Origin of the sequence: Microbispora siamensis, from assembly GCF_016863095.1 — a bacterium.
GTDB classification, from domain to species: domain Bacteria; phylum Actinomycetota; class Actinomycetes; order Streptosporangiales; family Streptosporangiaceae; genus Microbispora; species Microbispora siamensis.
The window spans coordinates 1-15,541 of the sequence record NZ_BOOF01000002.1 but is presented as its reverse complement, the minus strand read 5'-3'; the positions used below and the strand labels follow the sequence as shown (position 1 = coordinate 15,541).

At 71.4% G+C, this 15,541-nt stretch carries 15 protein-coding genes; 14 read left to right on the top strand and 1 reads right to left on the bottom strand.

All coding sequences use genetic code 11. The features are described 5' to 3' along the window. Positions 1 to 76: 76 nt before the first annotated feature. A complete protein-coding gene (gene bldD, locus Msi02_RS01805) occupies positions 77 to 571 on the bottom strand; it encodes a transcriptional regulator BldD (RefSeq protein WP_030508976.1) in 495 nt (164 codons plus the stop codon). Between the two features lie 445 nt (positions 572 to 1,016). Here bldD and pyrR point away from each other — a divergent pair, with 445 nt between their 5' ends. From pyrR to metK, 14 genes are all read left to right on the top strand, one after another. Next, the gene (gene pyrR, locus Msi02_RS01800) at positions 1,017 to 1,574 is read left to right on the top strand and encodes a bifunctional pyr operon transcriptional regulator/uracil phosphoribosyltransferase PyrR (RefSeq protein ID WP_079320023.1); all 558 of its coding nucleotides are present in this window, start codon (positions 1,017 to 1,019) and stop codon (positions 1,572 to 1,574) included. Further along, positions 1,571 to 2,506, top strand: coding sequence for an aspartate carbamoyltransferase catalytic subunit (locus tag Msi02_RS01795; protein WP_079320024.1), 936 nt, complete (start codon positions 1,571 to 1,573; stop codon positions 2,504 to 2,506). Before pyrR ends, Msi02_RS01795 begins: the two co-directional genes overlap by 4 nt. Next, the gene (locus tag Msi02_RS01790; protein ID WP_239108027.1) at positions 2,503 to 3,834 is read left to right on the top strand and encodes a dihydroorotase; all 1,332 of its coding nucleotides are present in this window, start codon (positions 2,503 to 2,505) and stop codon (positions 3,832 to 3,834) included. Before Msi02_RS01795 ends, Msi02_RS01790 begins: the two co-directional genes overlap by 4 nt. Beyond that, on the top strand, positions 3,831 to 4,946 hold the full coding sequence (gene carA / locus Msi02_RS01785; protein ID WP_204046767.1) for a glutamine-hydrolyzing carbamoyl-phosphate synthase small subunit: 1,116 nt from the start codon (positions 3,831 to 3,833) through the stop codon (positions 4,944 to 4,946). Before Msi02_RS01790 ends, carA begins: the two co-directional genes overlap by 4 nt. After that, positions 4,939 to 8,217, top strand: coding sequence for a carbamoyl-phosphate synthase large subunit (gene carB, locus Msi02_RS01780; RefSeq protein ID WP_204046766.1), 3,279 nt, complete (start codon positions 4,939 to 4,941; stop codon positions 8,215 to 8,217). The genes carA and carB overlap by 8 nt, the downstream gene beginning before the upstream one ends. A 68-nt stretch (positions 8,218 to 8,285) precedes the next feature. Further along, a complete protein-coding gene (locus tag Msi02_RS01775) occupies positions 8,286 to 9,143 on the top strand; it encodes a dihydroorotate dehydrogenase electron transfer subunit (protein ID WP_204046765.1) in 858 nt (285 codons plus the stop codon). 21 nt (positions 9,144 to 9,164) lie between these two features. Continuing rightward, positions 9,165 to 10,139 (top strand): dihydroorotate dehydrogenase, encoded by a 975-nt coding sequence (locus Msi02_RS01770; protein ID WP_204046764.1) that lies wholly within the window; start codon positions 9,165 to 9,167, stop codon positions 10,137 to 10,139. Continuing rightward, entirely contained in the window at positions 10,136 to 10,834 is a 699-nt protein-coding gene (pyrF, locus tag Msi02_RS01765) for an orotidine-5'-phosphate decarboxylase (protein ID WP_204046763.1), read from the top strand. Before Msi02_RS01770 ends, pyrF begins: the two co-directional genes overlap by 4 nt. Positions 10,835 to 11,064: 230 nt before the next feature. Then, positions 11,065 to 11,388 (top strand): integration host factor, actinobacterial type, encoded by a 324-nt coding sequence (gene mihF, locus Msi02_RS01760; protein WP_030450375.1) that lies wholly within the window; start codon positions 11,065 to 11,067, stop codon positions 11,386 to 11,388. 122 nt (positions 11,389 to 11,510) lie between these two features. Further along, positions 11,511 to 12,071 carry a guanylate kinase gene (gene gmk / locus Msi02_RS01755; protein WP_079320029.1) on the top strand — a complete coding sequence of 187 codons (561 nt, stop codon included), beginning with the start codon at positions 11,511 to 11,513 and terminating at the stop codon, positions 12,069 to 12,071. 13 nt (positions 12,072 to 12,084) lie between these two features. After that, positions 12,085 to 12,348: a DNA-directed RNA polymerase subunit omega gene (rpoZ, locus tag Msi02_RS01750; RefSeq protein WP_030508986.1), complete on the top strand. Its 264-nt coding sequence runs from the start codon at positions 12,085 to 12,087 to the stop codon at positions 12,346 to 12,348. 14 nt (positions 12,349 to 12,362) lie between these two features. Continuing rightward, positions 12,363 to 13,664 (top strand): bifunctional phosphopantothenoylcysteine decarboxylase/phosphopantothenate--cysteine ligase CoaBC, encoded by a 1,302-nt coding sequence (gene coaBC / locus Msi02_RS01745; RefSeq protein WP_204046762.1) that lies wholly within the window; start codon positions 12,363 to 12,365, stop codon positions 13,662 to 13,664. A 69-nt stretch (positions 13,665 to 13,733) separates the two neighbouring features. Continuing rightward, complete coding sequence (locus Msi02_RS01740) at positions 13,734 to 14,102, top strand: hypothetical protein (protein WP_079320031.1); 369 nt, start codon at positions 13,734 to 13,736, stop codon at positions 14,100 to 14,102. Positions 14,103 to 14,289: 187 nt separating this feature from the next. Continuing rightward, the gene (gene metK, locus Msi02_RS01735) at positions 14,290 to 15,477 is read left to right on the top strand and encodes a methionine adenosyltransferase (protein ID WP_204046761.1); all 1,188 of its coding nucleotides are present in this window, start codon (positions 14,290 to 14,292) and stop codon (positions 15,475 to 15,477) included. The last annotated feature ends 64 nt before the right edge of the window (positions 15,478 to 15,541 follow it).

The window sequence follows — 15,541 nt, the reverse complement described above, 5'->3', positions numbered from 1 at the left end:
CGAGAGGGTGTCTGACACGACGTGGGCCGGAGGCCGGACATCGTCACGGGGAGCCGCGTACGAACCGGGTGGGAGGTCAGAAGGACTCGACGGCGCGGCGGGCCTCCGCGTCGAGCACGCCCCAGTGGATGAACTCCTCGGTCAGCTCGACCGGCGACTTGTCGTAGATGACCGCGAGTGAGCGCAGGTCCTCCTGCCGGATGGACAGCACCTTGCCGTTGTAGTCGCCGCGCTGGCTCTGGATGGTGGCGGCGTAACGGGCAAGCGGGCCGGCCTTGTCCTTCGGCAGCTGGGACAGCCGCTCCAGGTCGATGACCAGCTTGGGAGCGGGCGCAAGAGGGCTGGGGGCGGCTCCGCCCGGAAGAAGCTCCGACACCGGCACTCCGTAGAAATCCGCGAGCTCGGCGAGCTTCTGCACGGTCACCGCGCGGTCGCCCCGCTCGTAGGAGCCCACGACGACGGCCTTCCACCGCCCACGGGACTTCTCTTCCACACCGTGCAGGGACAGCCCCTGCTGGGTCCGGATGGCGCGCAGGCGCGCGCCCAGCGACTTGGCGTAGTCAGACGGCATCGTGTGGCCCCCGGCTTTCTATGTCTCTTCTCACTTGATTGTGCGTCCTTGTCCTAAGCGTTCCGAACACCGGGGCTGGTGCCGTGCCCGGCACCTTCGGTGACCGCTGCGTCGGGTTTTACCCAGGAAGGTCGCGTGTTGTGGTTACGGACAGTGACGGTAAAGCCGACACTCCCAAAGGTCAAGCTGATTGGAAAAAAGAGCGCCAAACAGTGCTCTCACCGAAATCACCGACACCCGGTGCGATGCGGCTTCCGATCCCCGGCACGCCCCTCGCCCGCCCCGGGAACGGGCCCGGCGCGACTCCGTCACGCCGGGGGCGGACGGTCCCTCCTGGGCATCACCCCTGGCGGGAGGGGGGTTCGCAGACGGCCCTGATACTCTAAGCAGACCCGACACCCTTTTAAGACCCGTCCCGTGAGGCGGGAAAGGTGGTGACTTTTTCATGTCTGATGCCCAAAATCAGGCCCGTGCCGTCCTGGAGGGGCCCGACATCCATCGGGCGCTCACCCGGATCGCGCACGAGATCCTCGAACGCACCAGAGGCGCGGAGAGCGTCGTCCTGCTCGGCATCCCCACCCGCGGCGCCACCCTCGCGCACCGCATCGCCGGGCGCATCGCGCAGTTCGAGGGGATCAAGGTCCCCGTCGGCGCCATCGACGTCACGATGTACCGCGACGACCTTCGCCTGCGGCCCGCGCGCCCGCTCGGCCGCACCGAACTGCCCCCGGACGGCGTGGACGGCAGGACCGTCGTCCTCGTGGACGACGTCCTCTACTCCGGCCGCACCGTGCGCGCCGCGCTCGACGCGCTGAACGACGTGGGCAGGCCCAGGGCCGTCCAGCTCGCCACGCTCGTGGACCGCGGCCACCGGGAGCTGCCGATCCGCGCCGACTACGTCGGCAAGAACCTGCCGACCTCCAAGAGCGAGAAGGTCAAGGTCTTCCTGGAGGAGACGGACGGGCGCGACGCGGTCGTGCTCATCAAGGAGGACGACCGATGAAGCGTCACCTGATCTCGACCGGCGACCTCACCCGCGACGACGCGCTCCTCATCCTCGACACGGCCGAGGAGCTGGCGCGGGTCTCGCAGCGGTCCATCAAGAAGCTGCCGACGCTGCGCGGCCGCACGGTGGTGAACCTCTTCTTCGAGGACTCCACCCGGACCCGCATCTCCTTCGAGGCCGCGGCCAAGCGCCTGTCGGCCGATGTGATCAATTTCTCGGCCAAGGGGTCGAGCGTGTCCAAGGGCGAGTCGCTGAAGGACACCGCGCTCACCCTGGAGGCCATGGGCGCCGACGCCGTGGTGATCCGGCACAGCGCCTCGGGCGCGCCGCATCGCCTGGCCACCTGGGTGCGCGGCAGCGTGGTCAACGCCGGGGACGGCACCCACGAGCACCCCACCCAGGCGCTGCTCGACGCCTTCAGCATCCGCCGCCGGCTGGGCCGGCTGGAGGGCCTGAAGGTCGCCGTCGTGGGCGACGTGCTGCACAGCCGGGTCGCCCGGTCCAACGTGCTGCTGCTGCACACGCTCGGCGCGGAGGTGACGCTGGTCGCGCCGCCGACCCTGCTGCCGGTGGCGGTCGAGACCTGGCCCTGCCAGATCTCGTACGACCTCGACGCCGTGCTGCCCAAGTCGGACGTCGTGATGATGCTGCGGGTCCAGCTGGAGCGGATGAACGCGGCCTACTTCCCCTCGGCACGGGAGTACAGCCGCCGCTACGGCCTCGACCGCGACCGCTTCGCCCGCCTGCACGACGACGCCATCGTCATGCACCCCGGCCCGATGAACCGCGGCATGGAGATCTCCGCGGAGGTCGCCGACTCGCCGCGCTCGACGATCGTCGAGCAGGTCGCCAACGGCGTGACGGTCCGGATGGCCGTCCTCTACCTGCTGCTCGGCGGTTCCGAGCCCGCGATCGGAGGCGCCGAATGAGCACGTACGACCTTCACGAGGGGACTGTGACCACCATCCTCATCAGGGGCGCCCGGATCCTGGGCGGCGCCCCGAGCGACATCCTGCTGCGCGACGGCGTCGTGGCCGAGACCGGCGACCTCGCGGGCGCGAAGGCCGGCCAGACGGTCGACGCCGACGGGCTGGTCGCCCTGCCCGGCCTGGTCGACCTGCACACCCACCTGCGCGAGCCCGGCCGGGAGGACGCCGAGACCGTCGAGACCGGCACCCAGGCCGCGGCGCGCGGCGGCTACACCGCCGTCCACGCCATGGCCAACACCTCCCCGGTGGCCGACACCGCCGGCGTGGTGGAGCAGGTCTGGCGGCTCGGCCAGGAATACGGCCACTGCGACGTGCAGCCCGTGGGCGCGGTGACCTCCGGCCTTGAGGGCCGCCAGCTCGCCGAGCTCGGCGCGATGGCCGACTCCGCGGCCCGCGTGCGGGTCTTCTCCGACGACGGCAAGTGCGTCTCCGACGCCGTGCTGATGCGCCGGGCGCTGGAGTACGTCAAGGCGTTCGACGGCGTCGTCGCCCAGCACGCCCAGGAGCCCAGGCTGACCGAGGGCGCCCAGCTCAACGAGGGCGAGGTGTCGGCCAGGCTCGGCCTGACCGGCTGGCCGGCGGTCGCCGAGGAGGCGATCATCGCGCGCGACTGCCTGCTCGCCGCGCACGTCGGCTCCCGGCTGCACGTCTGCCACGTCTCCACCGCGGGCTCCGTCGAGATCATCCGCTGGGCCAAGTCGAAGGGCTGGGACGTGACCGCCGAGGTCACCCCGCACCACCTGCTGCTGACCGACTCCTGCGCGGAGAGCTCGCCGCTCGGGCCGTACAACCCGATCTACAAGGTGAACCCGCCGCTGCGCACCGACGAGGACGTGCGGGCGCTGCGCGAGGCGCTGGCCGACGGCACGATCGACTGCGTGGCCACCGACCACGCGCCCCACCCGGTCGAGGACAAGGAGACCGAGTGGGCCGCGGCGGCCATGGGCATGATCGGCCTGGAGACGGCCCTGTCCGTGGTCCAGGAGGCCATGGTCGAGACCGGGCTGCTCGACTGGGCCGGCGTCGCCGACCGCATGTCCGCCCGGCCGGCCAGGATCGGCCGCCTGGCCGGGCACGGCCGCCCGATCGAGCCGGGCGCCCCCGGCAACATCACGCTGTACGACCCGTCGGTCCGGCAGCCCGTGGACCCTGCCGCGATGGCGTCGAAGAGCCGCAACACCCCCTACGAGGGGCTGACCCTGCCCGGCCGCGTCGTCGCCACGTTCCTGCGCGGCCGTCCCACCGTTCTCGAAGGGAAGCTCGTATGACAGCCCTGCTCGTGCTCGAGGACGGACGCGTCTTCGAGGGAACGCCGTACGGCGCCGTGGGCGAGACGTTCGGCGAGATGGTCTTCAACACCGGCATGACCGGCTACCAGGAGACGCTGACCGACCCCTCCTACCACCGCCAGATCGTGGCGATGACCGCCCCGCACATCGGCAACACCGGTGTCAACGACGAGGACCCCGAGTCCCGCAGGGTCTGGGTCGCGGGCTACGTGGTGCGCGAGCCGTCCAGGATCCCGTCGAACTGGCGCTCCCGCAGGACACTCGACGACTACCTGCGCGACCAGGGCGTGGTCGGCATCGCGATGCCCGGCACCCGCGCCCTCACCCGCCACCTGCGCGAGCGCGGCGCGATGCGCGCGGGCATCTTCAGCGAGGGCGGCGAGATCGCCGACCTGGTGGAGCGGGTGCGGCGCTCGCCCGGCATGGAGGGCGCCGACCTGGCCCGCGAGGTCAGCACACCGGAGCCGTACGTCGTGCCGGCGGTCGGGCGCAAGCGCTTCACCGTCGCCGCGGTCGACCTCGGCATCAAGGCCATGACGCCGCAGCGGATGTCCGAGCGGGGCTGCGAGGTGCACGTGCTGCCCGCGACCGCCAAGGCGGCCGACATCCTCGCCCTCGACCCCGACGGCGTCTTCTTCTCCAACGGCCCCGGCGACCCCGCCGCGGCCGGGTACGCGGTCGAGTCCCTGCGCGAGGTGCTGGATGAGAGCGTGCCGTTCTTCGGCATCTGCTTCGGCAACCAGATCCTCGGCCGGGCGCTCGGCCTCGGCACCTACAAGCTGCGGTACGGCCACCGCGGGGTGAACCAGCCGGTGCAGGACCGCAGGACCGGCAAGGTCGAGATCTCCGCGCACAACCACGGCTTCGCCGTGCGGGCGCCGCTCGACGGGCCCTTCGAGACGCCGTACGGCGCGGCCGAGGTGAGCCACGTCAACCTCAACGACGACTGCGTGGAGGGGCTGCGCCTGCTGGACCGCCCCGCGTTCAGCGTGCAGTACCACCCCGAGGCGGCCGCGGGCCCGCACGACGCCGCCTACCTGTTCGACGAGTTCTGCGAGCTGATGGACAAGAAGGGGGCCAAGGGTGCCTAAGCGTACGGACATCAGGTCCGTCATGGTGATCGGCTCCGGCCCGATCGTCATCGGACAGGCGTGTGAGTTCGACTACTCCGGCACCCAGGCCTGCCGCGTCCTGCGCAGCGAGGGCTTCCGGGTCATCCTCGTCAACAGCAACCCCGCCACGATCATGACGGACCCGGAGTTCGCCGACGCCACCTACGTCGAGCCGATCACGCCGGACATCGTCGAAAAGATCATCGCCAAGGAGCGGCCCGACGCGCTGCTGCCCACGCTGGGCGGCCAGACGGCGCTCAACACCGCGGTGGCGCTGCACGAGGCGGGCGTGCTCGACAAGTACGGCGTCGAGCTGATCGGCGCCGACATCGACGCCATCCAGGCGGGGGAGAACCGCGAGCGGTTCAAGGAGATCGTCGCCAAGGTCGCCGCCGAGCACGGCCTCAACGCCGAGTCGGCGCGCAGCGTGATCTGCCACACCATGGACGAGTGCCTGCGCGCGGCCGGCGAGCTGGGCTACCCGCTCGTCGTCCGCCCGAGCTTCACCATGGGCGGCGCGGGCTCCGGCTTCGCCCACGACGAGCAGGAGCTGCGCCGCATCGCCGGCGCCGGCCTCGACGCGTCCCCGACCACCGAGGTGCTCCTGGAGGAGTCGATCCTCGGCTGGAAGGAGTACGAGCTGGAGGTCATGCGGGACCGCAACGACAACGTGGTCATCGTCTGCTCCATCGAGAACATCGACCCGATGGGCGTCCACACCGGAGACAGCGTGACGGTGGCACCCGCGCTGACGCTGACCGACCGCGAGTACCAGAACATGCGCGACGTCGCGATCGCGGTCATCCGCGAGGTCGGCGTGGACACCGGCGGCTGCAACATCCAGTTCGCGGTCGACCCGCAGACCGGCCGGATGATCGTCATCGAGATGAACCCGCGCGTGTCGCGGTCGTCGGCGCTGGCGTCGAAGGCCACCGGCTTCCCGATCGCCAAGATCGCCGCCAAGCTCGCGATCGGCTACACGCTCGACGAGATCCCCAACGACATCACCAAGGAGACCCCGGCGTCGTTCGAGCCGGCGCTCGACTACATCGTGGTCAAGGTGCCGAGGTTCGCGTTCGAGAAGTTCGCCGGGGCCGACGAGACGCTGACCACCCACATGAAGTCGGTCGGCGAGGCGATGGCGATCGGCCGCTCCTTCCCCGAGGCGCTGCAGAAGGCGCTGCGGTCGCTGGAGAAGAAGGGGTCGTCGTTCAGCTGGGCGGGCGAGCCCGGGGACCTGGACGAGCTCCTGGAGGCCTGCCGCAAGCCGCACGACGGACGGCTGCGCACCATGCAGCAGGCCATCAGGGCGGGCGCGACCCCCGAGCAGGTCCACGAGGCCACGTCGGTCGACCCGTGGTTCGTCGACCAGCTCTTCGCGATCGACGAGGTCGCCCGGTCGATCACCGCGCTCGACCGGCCCACCCTCGACCTGGCCAAGCGGCACGGCTTCAGCGACGCGCAGATCGCCGAGATCCTGGGCGTGGCGGAGCCCGAGGTGCGGGCCAAGCGCCACGAGTTCGGCATCAGGCCCGTCTACAACACCGTGGACACCTGCGCCGCCGAGTTCGCCGCGCGCACGCCGTACCTCTACTCGACCTACGACGAGGAGACCGAGGTGCCGGTGGGGGACCGGCCCAAGGTGATCATCCTCGGCAGCGGGCCCAACCGCATCGGCCAGGGCATCGAGTTCGACTACGCCTGCGTGCACGCGTCGTTCGAGCTGGCCAAGGCCGGCTACGAGACCGTGATGGTCAACTGCAACCCCGAGACCGTCTCGACCGACTACGACACCTCCGACCGGCTCTACTTCGAGCCGCTCACGCTGGAGGACGTCCTGGAGGTCGTGCACGCCGAGCAGGAGACCGGGCCGGTCGTCGGCGTCATCGTGCAGCTCGGCGGCCAGACGCCGCTCGGGCTCGCCCAGGCGCTCAAGGACGCGGGGGTGCCCGTGGTCGGCACCTCGCCCGAGTCGATCCACCTCGCCGAGGACCGGGGCGCGTTCGGGCAGGTCCTCGCCGAGGCCGGGCTGCCCGCGCCCAGGCACGGCACCGCGACGACCGTGGAGGAGGCGCGGGCGGTCGCCGAGGAGATCGGCTACCCGGTGCTCGTGCGGCCGTCGTACGTGCTCGGCGGCGCCGGCATGGCCATCGTGTACGACGAGGACACCCTCGGGGCGTACATGGAGAGGGCGGCCTCCGAGCACCCGGTGCTGATCGACCGGTTCCTCGACGACGCCATCGAGATCGACGTGGACGCGCTGTTCGACGGCGAGGAGCTGTACCTCGGCGGCGTCATGGAGCACATCGAGGAGGCCGGCATCCACTCCGGCGACTCGGCGTGCGCCCTCCCGCCGATCACGCTGGGCGGCTTCGACATCAAGCGGATCCGCGCGGCCACCGAGGCCATCGCCCGCGGCGTGGGCGTGCGCGGCCTGCTGAACGTCCAGTACGCGATGGCCGCCAACGTGCTGTATGTCCTGGAGGCCAACCCCAGGGCCAGCCGTACGGTGCCGTTCGTGTCCAAGGCCACGGCGGTGCCGCTGGCCAAGGCGGCGGCGCGGCTGATGCTGGGCGCGACGATCGCCGAGCTGCGCGCCGAGGGCATGCTGCCGGCCGACTACGACGGCGGCACGCTGCCGCTGGACGCGCCGGTCGCGGTCAAGGAGGCGGTGCTGCCGTTCAACCGGTTCCGCGGCGTGGACACCGTCCTCGGGCCGGAGATGCGCTCGACCGGCGAGGTCATGGGCATCGACGAGTTCTTCGGCACGGCCTTCGCGAAGTCGCAGTCGGCGGCCTACGGCGCGCTGCCGACCAAGGGACGGGCGTTCGTCTCGGTCGCGAACAAGGACAAGCGGGCCATGATCTTCCCCGTGAAGGCGCTGGCGGATCTCGGCTTCGAGATCCTGGCCACGGAGGGCACCGCCGAGGTGCTGCGCCGTAACGGCGTACGTGCCAAGATCGTGCGCAAGCACAGCGACGGCACCGGTCCCGACGGCGAGTCGACGATCGTGCGGCGCATCCTCGACGGGGAGGTGGACCTCATCGTGAACACTCCGTTCGGCAGCCCCGGCCAGTCCGGGCCGCGCCTGGACGGGTACGAGATCCGCACCGCCGCCGTCAACCGCGGCATCGCCTGCATCACGACCGTCCAGGGCCTGGCGGCCGCCGTGCAGGGCATCCAGCACATCGTCAGGGGCGACATCGACGTGTGTTCTCTCCAGGAACACGCCAGGAGGCTGCGAAGCTAGCCCAGGGAAAGCGGAGGGCGCCCGGAGCCGCGCGAGCGGAGCGAGCGCCGGAAACAGGGAGGAAGGGAGTGGCCGGCAGTCCGGTTCAGGTCACGGGAACGGTGCTGACGACGCGCCGCGTGGACGCCTACCATGCGCTCACCGTCGTCGCGCCGGGCATCGCCGACCGGTTCCGGCCCGGCCACTTCGTCACGGTCGCCGTCGGAGGCCGCAACTCCTCGATGCTCACCCGGCGGGCCTTCACGATCCACGACGTGAAGCCGGACTACGGTGGCACGGTGGAGCTCGTCTTCGGCGTGCGCGGTGCCGGGACGGCCTGGCTCGCCGACCTGCGGGCGCGCGACACGCTCGACCTGGTCGGACCGCTCGGCCGTCCCTTCCCCCTGCCCCGCGACCCCTGCACCTGCGTACTGGTCGGCGACGAGCACGGCGCGGCGCCGCTGTTCGCGCTGGGGGACGCGCTGCAGCAGCGGGGCTGCCGCATCGACTTCGTGCTGGGGGCGCCGTCGGCCGACCGGGTCTTCGGGGCGCTGCGGGCCCGCCGGATGGGCGAGACGACCACGCTGACGACCGAGGACGGCTCGCTGGGCATGCGCGGCAAGGTGACCGACGTGCTGCCCGGCGTCATCGCCGACGCGCGGGCCGACGCGGTCTACGCGTGCGGGCCGATGGAGACGCTGCGCGGCGTCACGGCGGTCGCCGTCGAGTTCGACATCCCCGTGCAGGTGGCCGTGGAGGAGTCCATGGCCTGTGGCATCGGCGTCTGCATGACGTGCGTGGTGCCGGTCATCGGCGACGACGGCGTCACCCGCATGGTCCGCGCCTGCACCGAGGGGCCGGTGTTCCGGGGCGAGCGGGTGCGGTTCGACGACGTCGGGACGATCCCCTTCGACGCGCTCGGCGCGCCCGGCGGACGGCATGCCTGAGCCGGGGCGGGGGAGGCGGCCGTGACCGCCGACCTGCGGACCTACCTGGCCCACGTGGAGCTGCCCAACCCGGTGCTGACCGCCTCCGGCTGCGGCGGGACCGGCCGCGAGCTGGCCCAGTTCTCCGACGTCCACCGGCTGGGCGCGTTCGTCACCCGGTCGATCACCATGGCCCCCCGCGCGGGACGGCCGACGCCGCGGATGGCCGAGACCCCCTCCGGGCTGCTGAACGCCGTGGGCCTGCAGGGCCCCGGAGTCGAGGCGTTCCTGGAGCGCGAGCTGCCCTGGCTGGCCGAGCGCGGGGCCCGCACCGTCGTGTCGATCGGCGGCGGCACCGTGACCGAGTACACCGCGCTGGCGCGGCGCCTGGCCGGCGTCGCGGGCATCACCGCCGTGGAGGTCAACCTGTCGTGCCCGAACGTCGAGGACCGCGGCAGGGTGTTCGCCCGTGACGGGGCCGCTGCGGCCGAGGTCGTGGCCTCGGTGCGCGCGGCCACGCCGTACGAGGTGCCGGTGATCGCCAAGCTGTCCCCGGACGTGGCGGACATCGTCGCGGTCGCCCGCGCCTGCGTGGACGGCGGCGCCGACGCCCTCGCGATGATCAACAACCCCGTCGGGATGAGCATCGACGTGGACACGATGCGCCCCGCGCTCGCGGCCGGCACCGGCGGCCTGTCCGGCCCCGCCGTACGGCCCCTGGCGGTGCGCTGCGTCTGGCAGGTCCACGCCGCGCTGCCCGGAGTGCCGATCGTGGGCATGGGCGGCGTGACGACCGGCAGGGACGCCCTTGAGCTCGTCCTGGCGGGCGCCTGCGCCGTCGCCGTGGGCACGGCGCTGTTCCACGACCCCTACGCCTGCCCGCGCGTCCTGAGAGAGCTTGAGGAGCTTCTGCAGGAGCGCGGGTTCGACCGGCTCGCCGACGCCGTGGGCCTGGCCCACCGGCCGGCGGGCGCGCAACCACGTTCGCGATCAGATCTCGAGGAGAGTTCGCTTTGACCACGCCCGCTCCCATCGCCGTCGCCCTGGACGCGCCCGACCTGGAGACCGCGGCCCGCTGGGCCGGCCTGGTCACCCCGCACGTCTCCACGGTGAAGGTGGGGCTGGAGCTCTACCTGCGGTACGGGCCCGACGTGATCGCCTCGGTGCGCGGCGCGAGCGGGGTGCAGGTCTTCCTGGACCTCAAGCTGCACGACATCCCGAACACCGTCGGCGCAGCGGCCCGGGCGGTCGCCCGGCTCAAGCCGACGTACCTCACCGTGCACGCCGCCGGGGGGCACGCCATGGTCAGGGCGGCCGTCGAGGCGGCCCCCAACACCCAGATCGCGGCCGTGACGCTCCTGACGTCGCTTTCCGAGGCCGATCTCCGCGAGATCGGTATCCAGGGACCCCCCGAGGACGTCGTGCGCCGTATGGCCGCCGTGGCCGTCGGCGCGGGCGCCCAGGCCCTCGTCTGCTCGCCCAGGGAGGTCGCCGCCGTACGCGCGGAGGTCGGCCCGGACGTGACGCTCATCACCCCGGGCGTACGGCCCGTCGGCGCCGACACCCAGGACCAGGCCCGGGTGGCCACCCCGGAGGACGCGATCGCGCAGGGGGCCGACCTCCTCGTGATCGGACGGCCCATCACCGGGGCGCCCGACCCGGGCGCGGCGGCCGCCGGGATCGCCGCCGCGCTGCGCCGCGTGAGCCCCTGAACGGGCTCTCGGCGGGCTCCGGGCGGGCTCGGGCGCCGTCACCATGCGTCATCCCGCTCCGGGCCTGCTGAGGCGGTTTTGATCTACGAAGAGTGACTTTTCCAATACCAAAAGTAGTAAAATCAATTTTGTAGTCCGAGAAACCGCCCTTGACGTTGCCGTTACGGCCAAGACCAGCTAGTTTCCCCTCCCGTCCGAGTACATCGACAAGAAATTCGAGGTGACCCGGCGTGGCTCTTCCTCCCCTGACCCCCGAGCAGCGCGCCGCAGCTCTTGAGAAGGCTGCCAAGGCACGCAAGGAGCGTGCCGAGGTCAAGAACCGGCTCAAGCACGGCGCGGTTTCTCTGGCTGAGGTGCTGAAGGATGGGCAGACCGACGACGTCATCGGCAAGATGAAGGTCTCGGCTCTGCTGGAGTCGCTCCCTGGCGTCGGCAAGGTCCGCGCCAAGCAGCTCATGGAGCGCCTTGGTATCGCCGAATCCCGCCGCGTGCGGGGTCTCGGCGCCAACCAGCGCGCCTCCCTTGAGCGTGAGTTCGGCGGCGCCGAGAGCTGATCTCGGCGGCGTACGAGCGAGTTTCACGGGGGTACGGAGTGACCGACACGTCCCGGTCCGCTGGAGATCGGGCCCAAGAGGCAGTCGCGACCAGCGGGTTCAGGACACGCGGCGGTGACTCCATGCCTCGCCCGCGCCTGACGGTCCTGTCCGGTCCGTCGGGTGTGGGGAAGTCCACGGTCGTCGCCGAGCTCCGGCGGTCCCACCCAGAGGTGTGGCTGTCGGTCTCGGTGACAACCAGGAAGCCCCGTCCGGGGGAGCAGCACGGCGTGGAGTACTTCTTCGCCGGCAACGACGAGTTCGACGAGCTCGTCGCCTCCGGCGAGCTTCTGGAGTGGGCCGAGTTCGCCGGCAACCGGTACGGCACGCCCAGGCGGCCGGTGCTGGAGAAGCTGGCGGCGGGCGTCCCCACTCTGCTGGAGATCGACCTGCAGGGCGCCAGGCAGGTGCGTACGACGATGCCCGATGCCCTGCTGGTGTTCCTGGCCCCGCCGAGCTGGGAGGAGCTGGAGCGGCGGCTGCGCGGCCGCGGCACCGAACCTCCCGACGTGATCGCCCGCCGTCTGGAGATGGGCCGGATCGAGCTGGCGGCGGAGAAGGAGTTCGACCTCACGATCGTCAACACGTCCGTCAAGGACGTGTGCCACCGGCTGATAACCTTGATGGGAAACTCACCTAGCTAGGGGAATCACTGACGTGGCAAGCAGCTCCGCCTACGCGGAAGGCATCACCAACCCGTCGATCGACGCGCTTCTCGACATCGTCGACAGCAAGTACAGCCTTGTGATCATGGGTGCGAAGCGGGCGCGCCAGATCAACGCCTACTACTCTCAGCTCGGCGAGGGCCTGCTGGAGTACGTGGGGCCCCTCGTGGAGACCCACGCCCAGGAGAAGCCGCTGTCCATCGCCCTGCGCGAGGTCTCCGAGGGCCTGCTCACCTCCGAGCCCATCGAGGGCTGAGCGCGCCACCGTCGATGACGTCTGTCGTGCTGGGCGTGAGCGCCGGTATCGCGGTCTACAAGTCCTGCGAGCTGCTCCGCCTGTTCACCGAGTCGGGCCACGACGTGCGCGTCGTGCCGACCCGGGACGCTCTGCGGTTCGTGGGCGAGCCGACCTGGGCGGCGCTGTCGGGCAATCCGGTGACCACCGAGGTGTGGGAGTCGGTGCACGAGGTGCCGCACGTGCGCATCGGGCAGTCCGCCGATCTGGTGGTCGTCGCCCCCGCGACGGCGGACGTGCTGGCGCGGGCCGCGCACGGCATGGCCAACGACCTGCTCACCAACACCCTGCTCACGGCGCGCTGCCCGGTGGTGTTCGCGCCCGCGATGCACACGGAGATGTGGGAGCACCCGGCCACGCGGGCGAACGTGGCGACACTGCGCGAGCGTGGCGCGATCGTGATCGAGCCCGCCGTCGGCAGGCTCACCGGCGCCGACACCGGTCCAGGGCGGCTGCCGGACCCCGCCGAGATCTTCGAGGTGTGCCGCCGCGTGCTGGCGGGCCGGCGCGATGACCTGGCCGGCCGGCACGTCGTCGTCTCCGCGGGCGGCACCCGCGAGGCGATCGACCCCGTGCGCTTCATCGGCAACCGGTCCTCAGGGCTGCAGGGATACGCCCTGGCCCGTACGGCCGTCGCCCGGGGCGCGGAGGTCACGCTCGTGGCGGCGAACGTGACGCTGCCCGATCCCGCGGGCGCGAAGGTCGTGCGGGTGGAGTCGGCGCGGCAGTTGCGCGACGCGGTCCTGGCGGCGGCCGAGCACGCCGACGCGGTCGTGATGGCCGCCGCGGTCGCGGACTTCCGGCCCGTACGGCAGAGCGAAACGAAGATCAAGAAGTCGTCCGCCGAGCCCGATCCAATCCATCTGGTGAAAAATCCAGACATCCTGGCCGAGCTGGGGGAGACCCGCCGGGCCAGGCGGGAGGCGTACGCCGCGGGGGACGCGCCGGCGCACGACGCGCCGGCGGGCCGCGGGCGCGACGCCGGGAACGGCTCGGACGCCGCGAGGGAGGCCGGAGCGGGCGGGCCGCGTCCCCGGGTCATCGTGGGATTCGCGGCGGAGACCGACGACGTCCTGGCCAACGGCAGGGCCAAGCTCGAACGCAAGGGCTGCGACCTGCTCGTGGTGAACCAGGTCGGGGAGAACCTGGCGTTCGGCACGCCGGACAACGCGGCCGTCGTCCTCACGGCGGAGGGCGGATCCGTGGAGATTCCGAGGGGTCCCAAAGAGGATCTCGCCGACGTAGTGTGGGATTTGGTGGCGCAGCGTCTCGCCTGACCTTCGCGTGGTGCCGGCGCGGGCGCCCGCCCCGCCCCCCACAGGCCGTGCGTCGAGGGAGCGATCGCCATGCCGGTGTCCGCCACGATCAGGGAGCGCTGCCGGGCGATGCTCGGTCCCGGCGAGGACATCCGCTACGTGTTTCCCGCGGTGGCCCTGCCGCCTCCCGCCACGATCGGTTTCCTCGTCGTGGTGACGGACCGGTCGATCACCCTGTTGTCCACCAAGATGTTCAGCAGGGACGAGCCGTCGGGGGTGTGGGCCCGCTACCCCCGCCGCACCCGCCTCGGGCCGGTCGAGTTCGGGTCGGGCCCCCGCATCGAAATCGGCGGCATGACCCTGGAGGTCGACGACGAGTACGCCGCCGTGGTGGCGGCGGCGGACGCGGAGGCGTTCTCGCCCGGTGACCTGCCCAGAGACCCCCTGCCCGACCTCTGACCCGCCGTCCGCGGACGTGGCGGGTCGTTTCCGCGGGCCGCATAGCGGACGACCCGAACCCGGATGGCTTCGCGGCTCCGCAGCGCCTAGGGCTAGACTCGCGTGAGCATCGAGTGGCCGCGGTAGGGCTCGGCTCTACCGCCGGTCACTCATGGACGTCAGCAGCCGCTGCATGAGGAGCCCTGAGTTGTCCCGTCGCCTGTTCACCTCCGAGTCGGTCACCGAGGGCCACCCGGACAAGATCGCCGACCAGATCAGTGACGCGATTCTCGACGCCATGCTCAAGGACGACCCCAAGAGCCGGGTCGCCGTCGAGACGCTGATCACTACTGGCCAGGTCCACGTCGCCGGTGAGGTGACGACGGAGACCTACGTCGACATCCCCGCCCTGATCCGCGAGAAGATCCTCGAGATCGGCTACGACGCCTCCCACAAGGGCTTCGACGGCGCCTCCTGCGGCGTGTCGGTGTCCATCGGAGCGCAGTCGCCGGACATCGCGCAGGGCGTGGACGACGCCTACGAGCACCGCGAGGGCGAGGGCTCCGACGACTTCGACCGCCAGGGCGCGGGCGACCAGGGCCTGATGTTCGGCTACGCCTGCCGTGAGACCCCCGAGCTGATGCCGCTGCCGATCCAGCTCGCGCACCGGATGGCCCGGCGCCTGTCCGAGGTGCGGAAGAACGGCACGGTTCCGTACCTGCGCCCGGACGGCAAGACCCAGGTCACCATCGAGTACGACGGTGACCGGCCGGTCCGCCTCGACACCGTCGTCGTCTCCACGCAGCACGCGCCGGAGATCGACCTGCGGGAGATGCTGACGCCCGACATCCGCGAGCACGTGGTCGAGCCGGTGCTGGCCGACCTGGAGATCGAGACCGAGGGCTACCGCCTGCTGGTCAACCCGACCGGCCGCTTCGAGATCGGCGGCCCCATGGGCGACGCCGGGCTCACCGGCCGGAAGATCATCATCGACACCTACGGCGGCATGGCCCGCCACGGCGGCGGCGCCTTCTCGGGCAAGGACCCGTCCAAGGTCGACCGTTCGGCCGCCTACGCCATGCGCTGGGTCGCCAAGAACGTCGTCGCGGCCGGTCTGGCCGAGCGCTGCGAGGTCCAGGTCGCCTACGCCATCGGCAAGGCTCAGCCGGTCGGTCTGTTCGTCGAGACGTTCGGCACCGAGAAGGTGCCGGTCGACGTGATCCAGGAAGCGGTGCTCCAGGTCTTCGACCTGCGTCCTGCCGCGATCATCCGCGACCTCGACCTGCTGCGCCCGATCTACTCCGAGACCGCCGCCTACGGCCACTTCGGCCGCGAGGGCTTCTCCTGGGAGTCCACGGACCGGGCCGACGCCCTGCGCGAGGCCGCGGGTCTGTGACCCGCGCCTGAGGAGCACTGGCGACCACCGTCGCCCACGGCGGCGCCCGCCCCTGACGGCGGGC

Coding starts and splice junctions, on each gene's coding strand:
- bldD (WP_030508976.1), bottom strand. CDS start 571: ATGCCGTCTGACTACGCCAAGTCGCTGGGCGCGCGCCTGCGCGCCATC.
- pyrR (WP_079320023.1), top strand. CDS start 1,017: ATGTCTGATGCCCAAAATCAGGCCCGTGCCGTCCTGGAGGGGCCCGAC.
- Msi02_RS01795 (WP_079320024.1), top strand. CDS start 1,571: ATGAAGCGTCACCTGATCTCGACCGGCGACCTCACCCGCGACGACGCG.
- Msi02_RS01790 (WP_239108027.1), top strand. CDS start 2,503: ATGAGCACGTACGACCTTCACGAGGGGACTGTGACCACCATCCTCATC.
- carA (WP_204046767.1), top strand. CDS start 3,831: ATGACAGCCCTGCTCGTGCTCGAGGACGGACGCGTCTTCGAGGGAACG.
- gmk (WP_079320029.1), top strand. CDS start 11,511: ATGCCTCGCCCGCGCCTGACGGTCCTGTCCGGTCCGTCGGGTGTGGGG.
- coaBC (WP_204046762.1), top strand. CDS start 12,363: ATGACGTCTGTCGTGCTGGGCGTGAGCGCCGGTATCGCGGTCTACAAG.
- Msi02_RS01740 (WP_079320031.1), top strand. CDS start 13,734: ATGCCGGTGTCCGCCACGATCAGGGAGCGCTGCCGGGCGATGCTCGGT.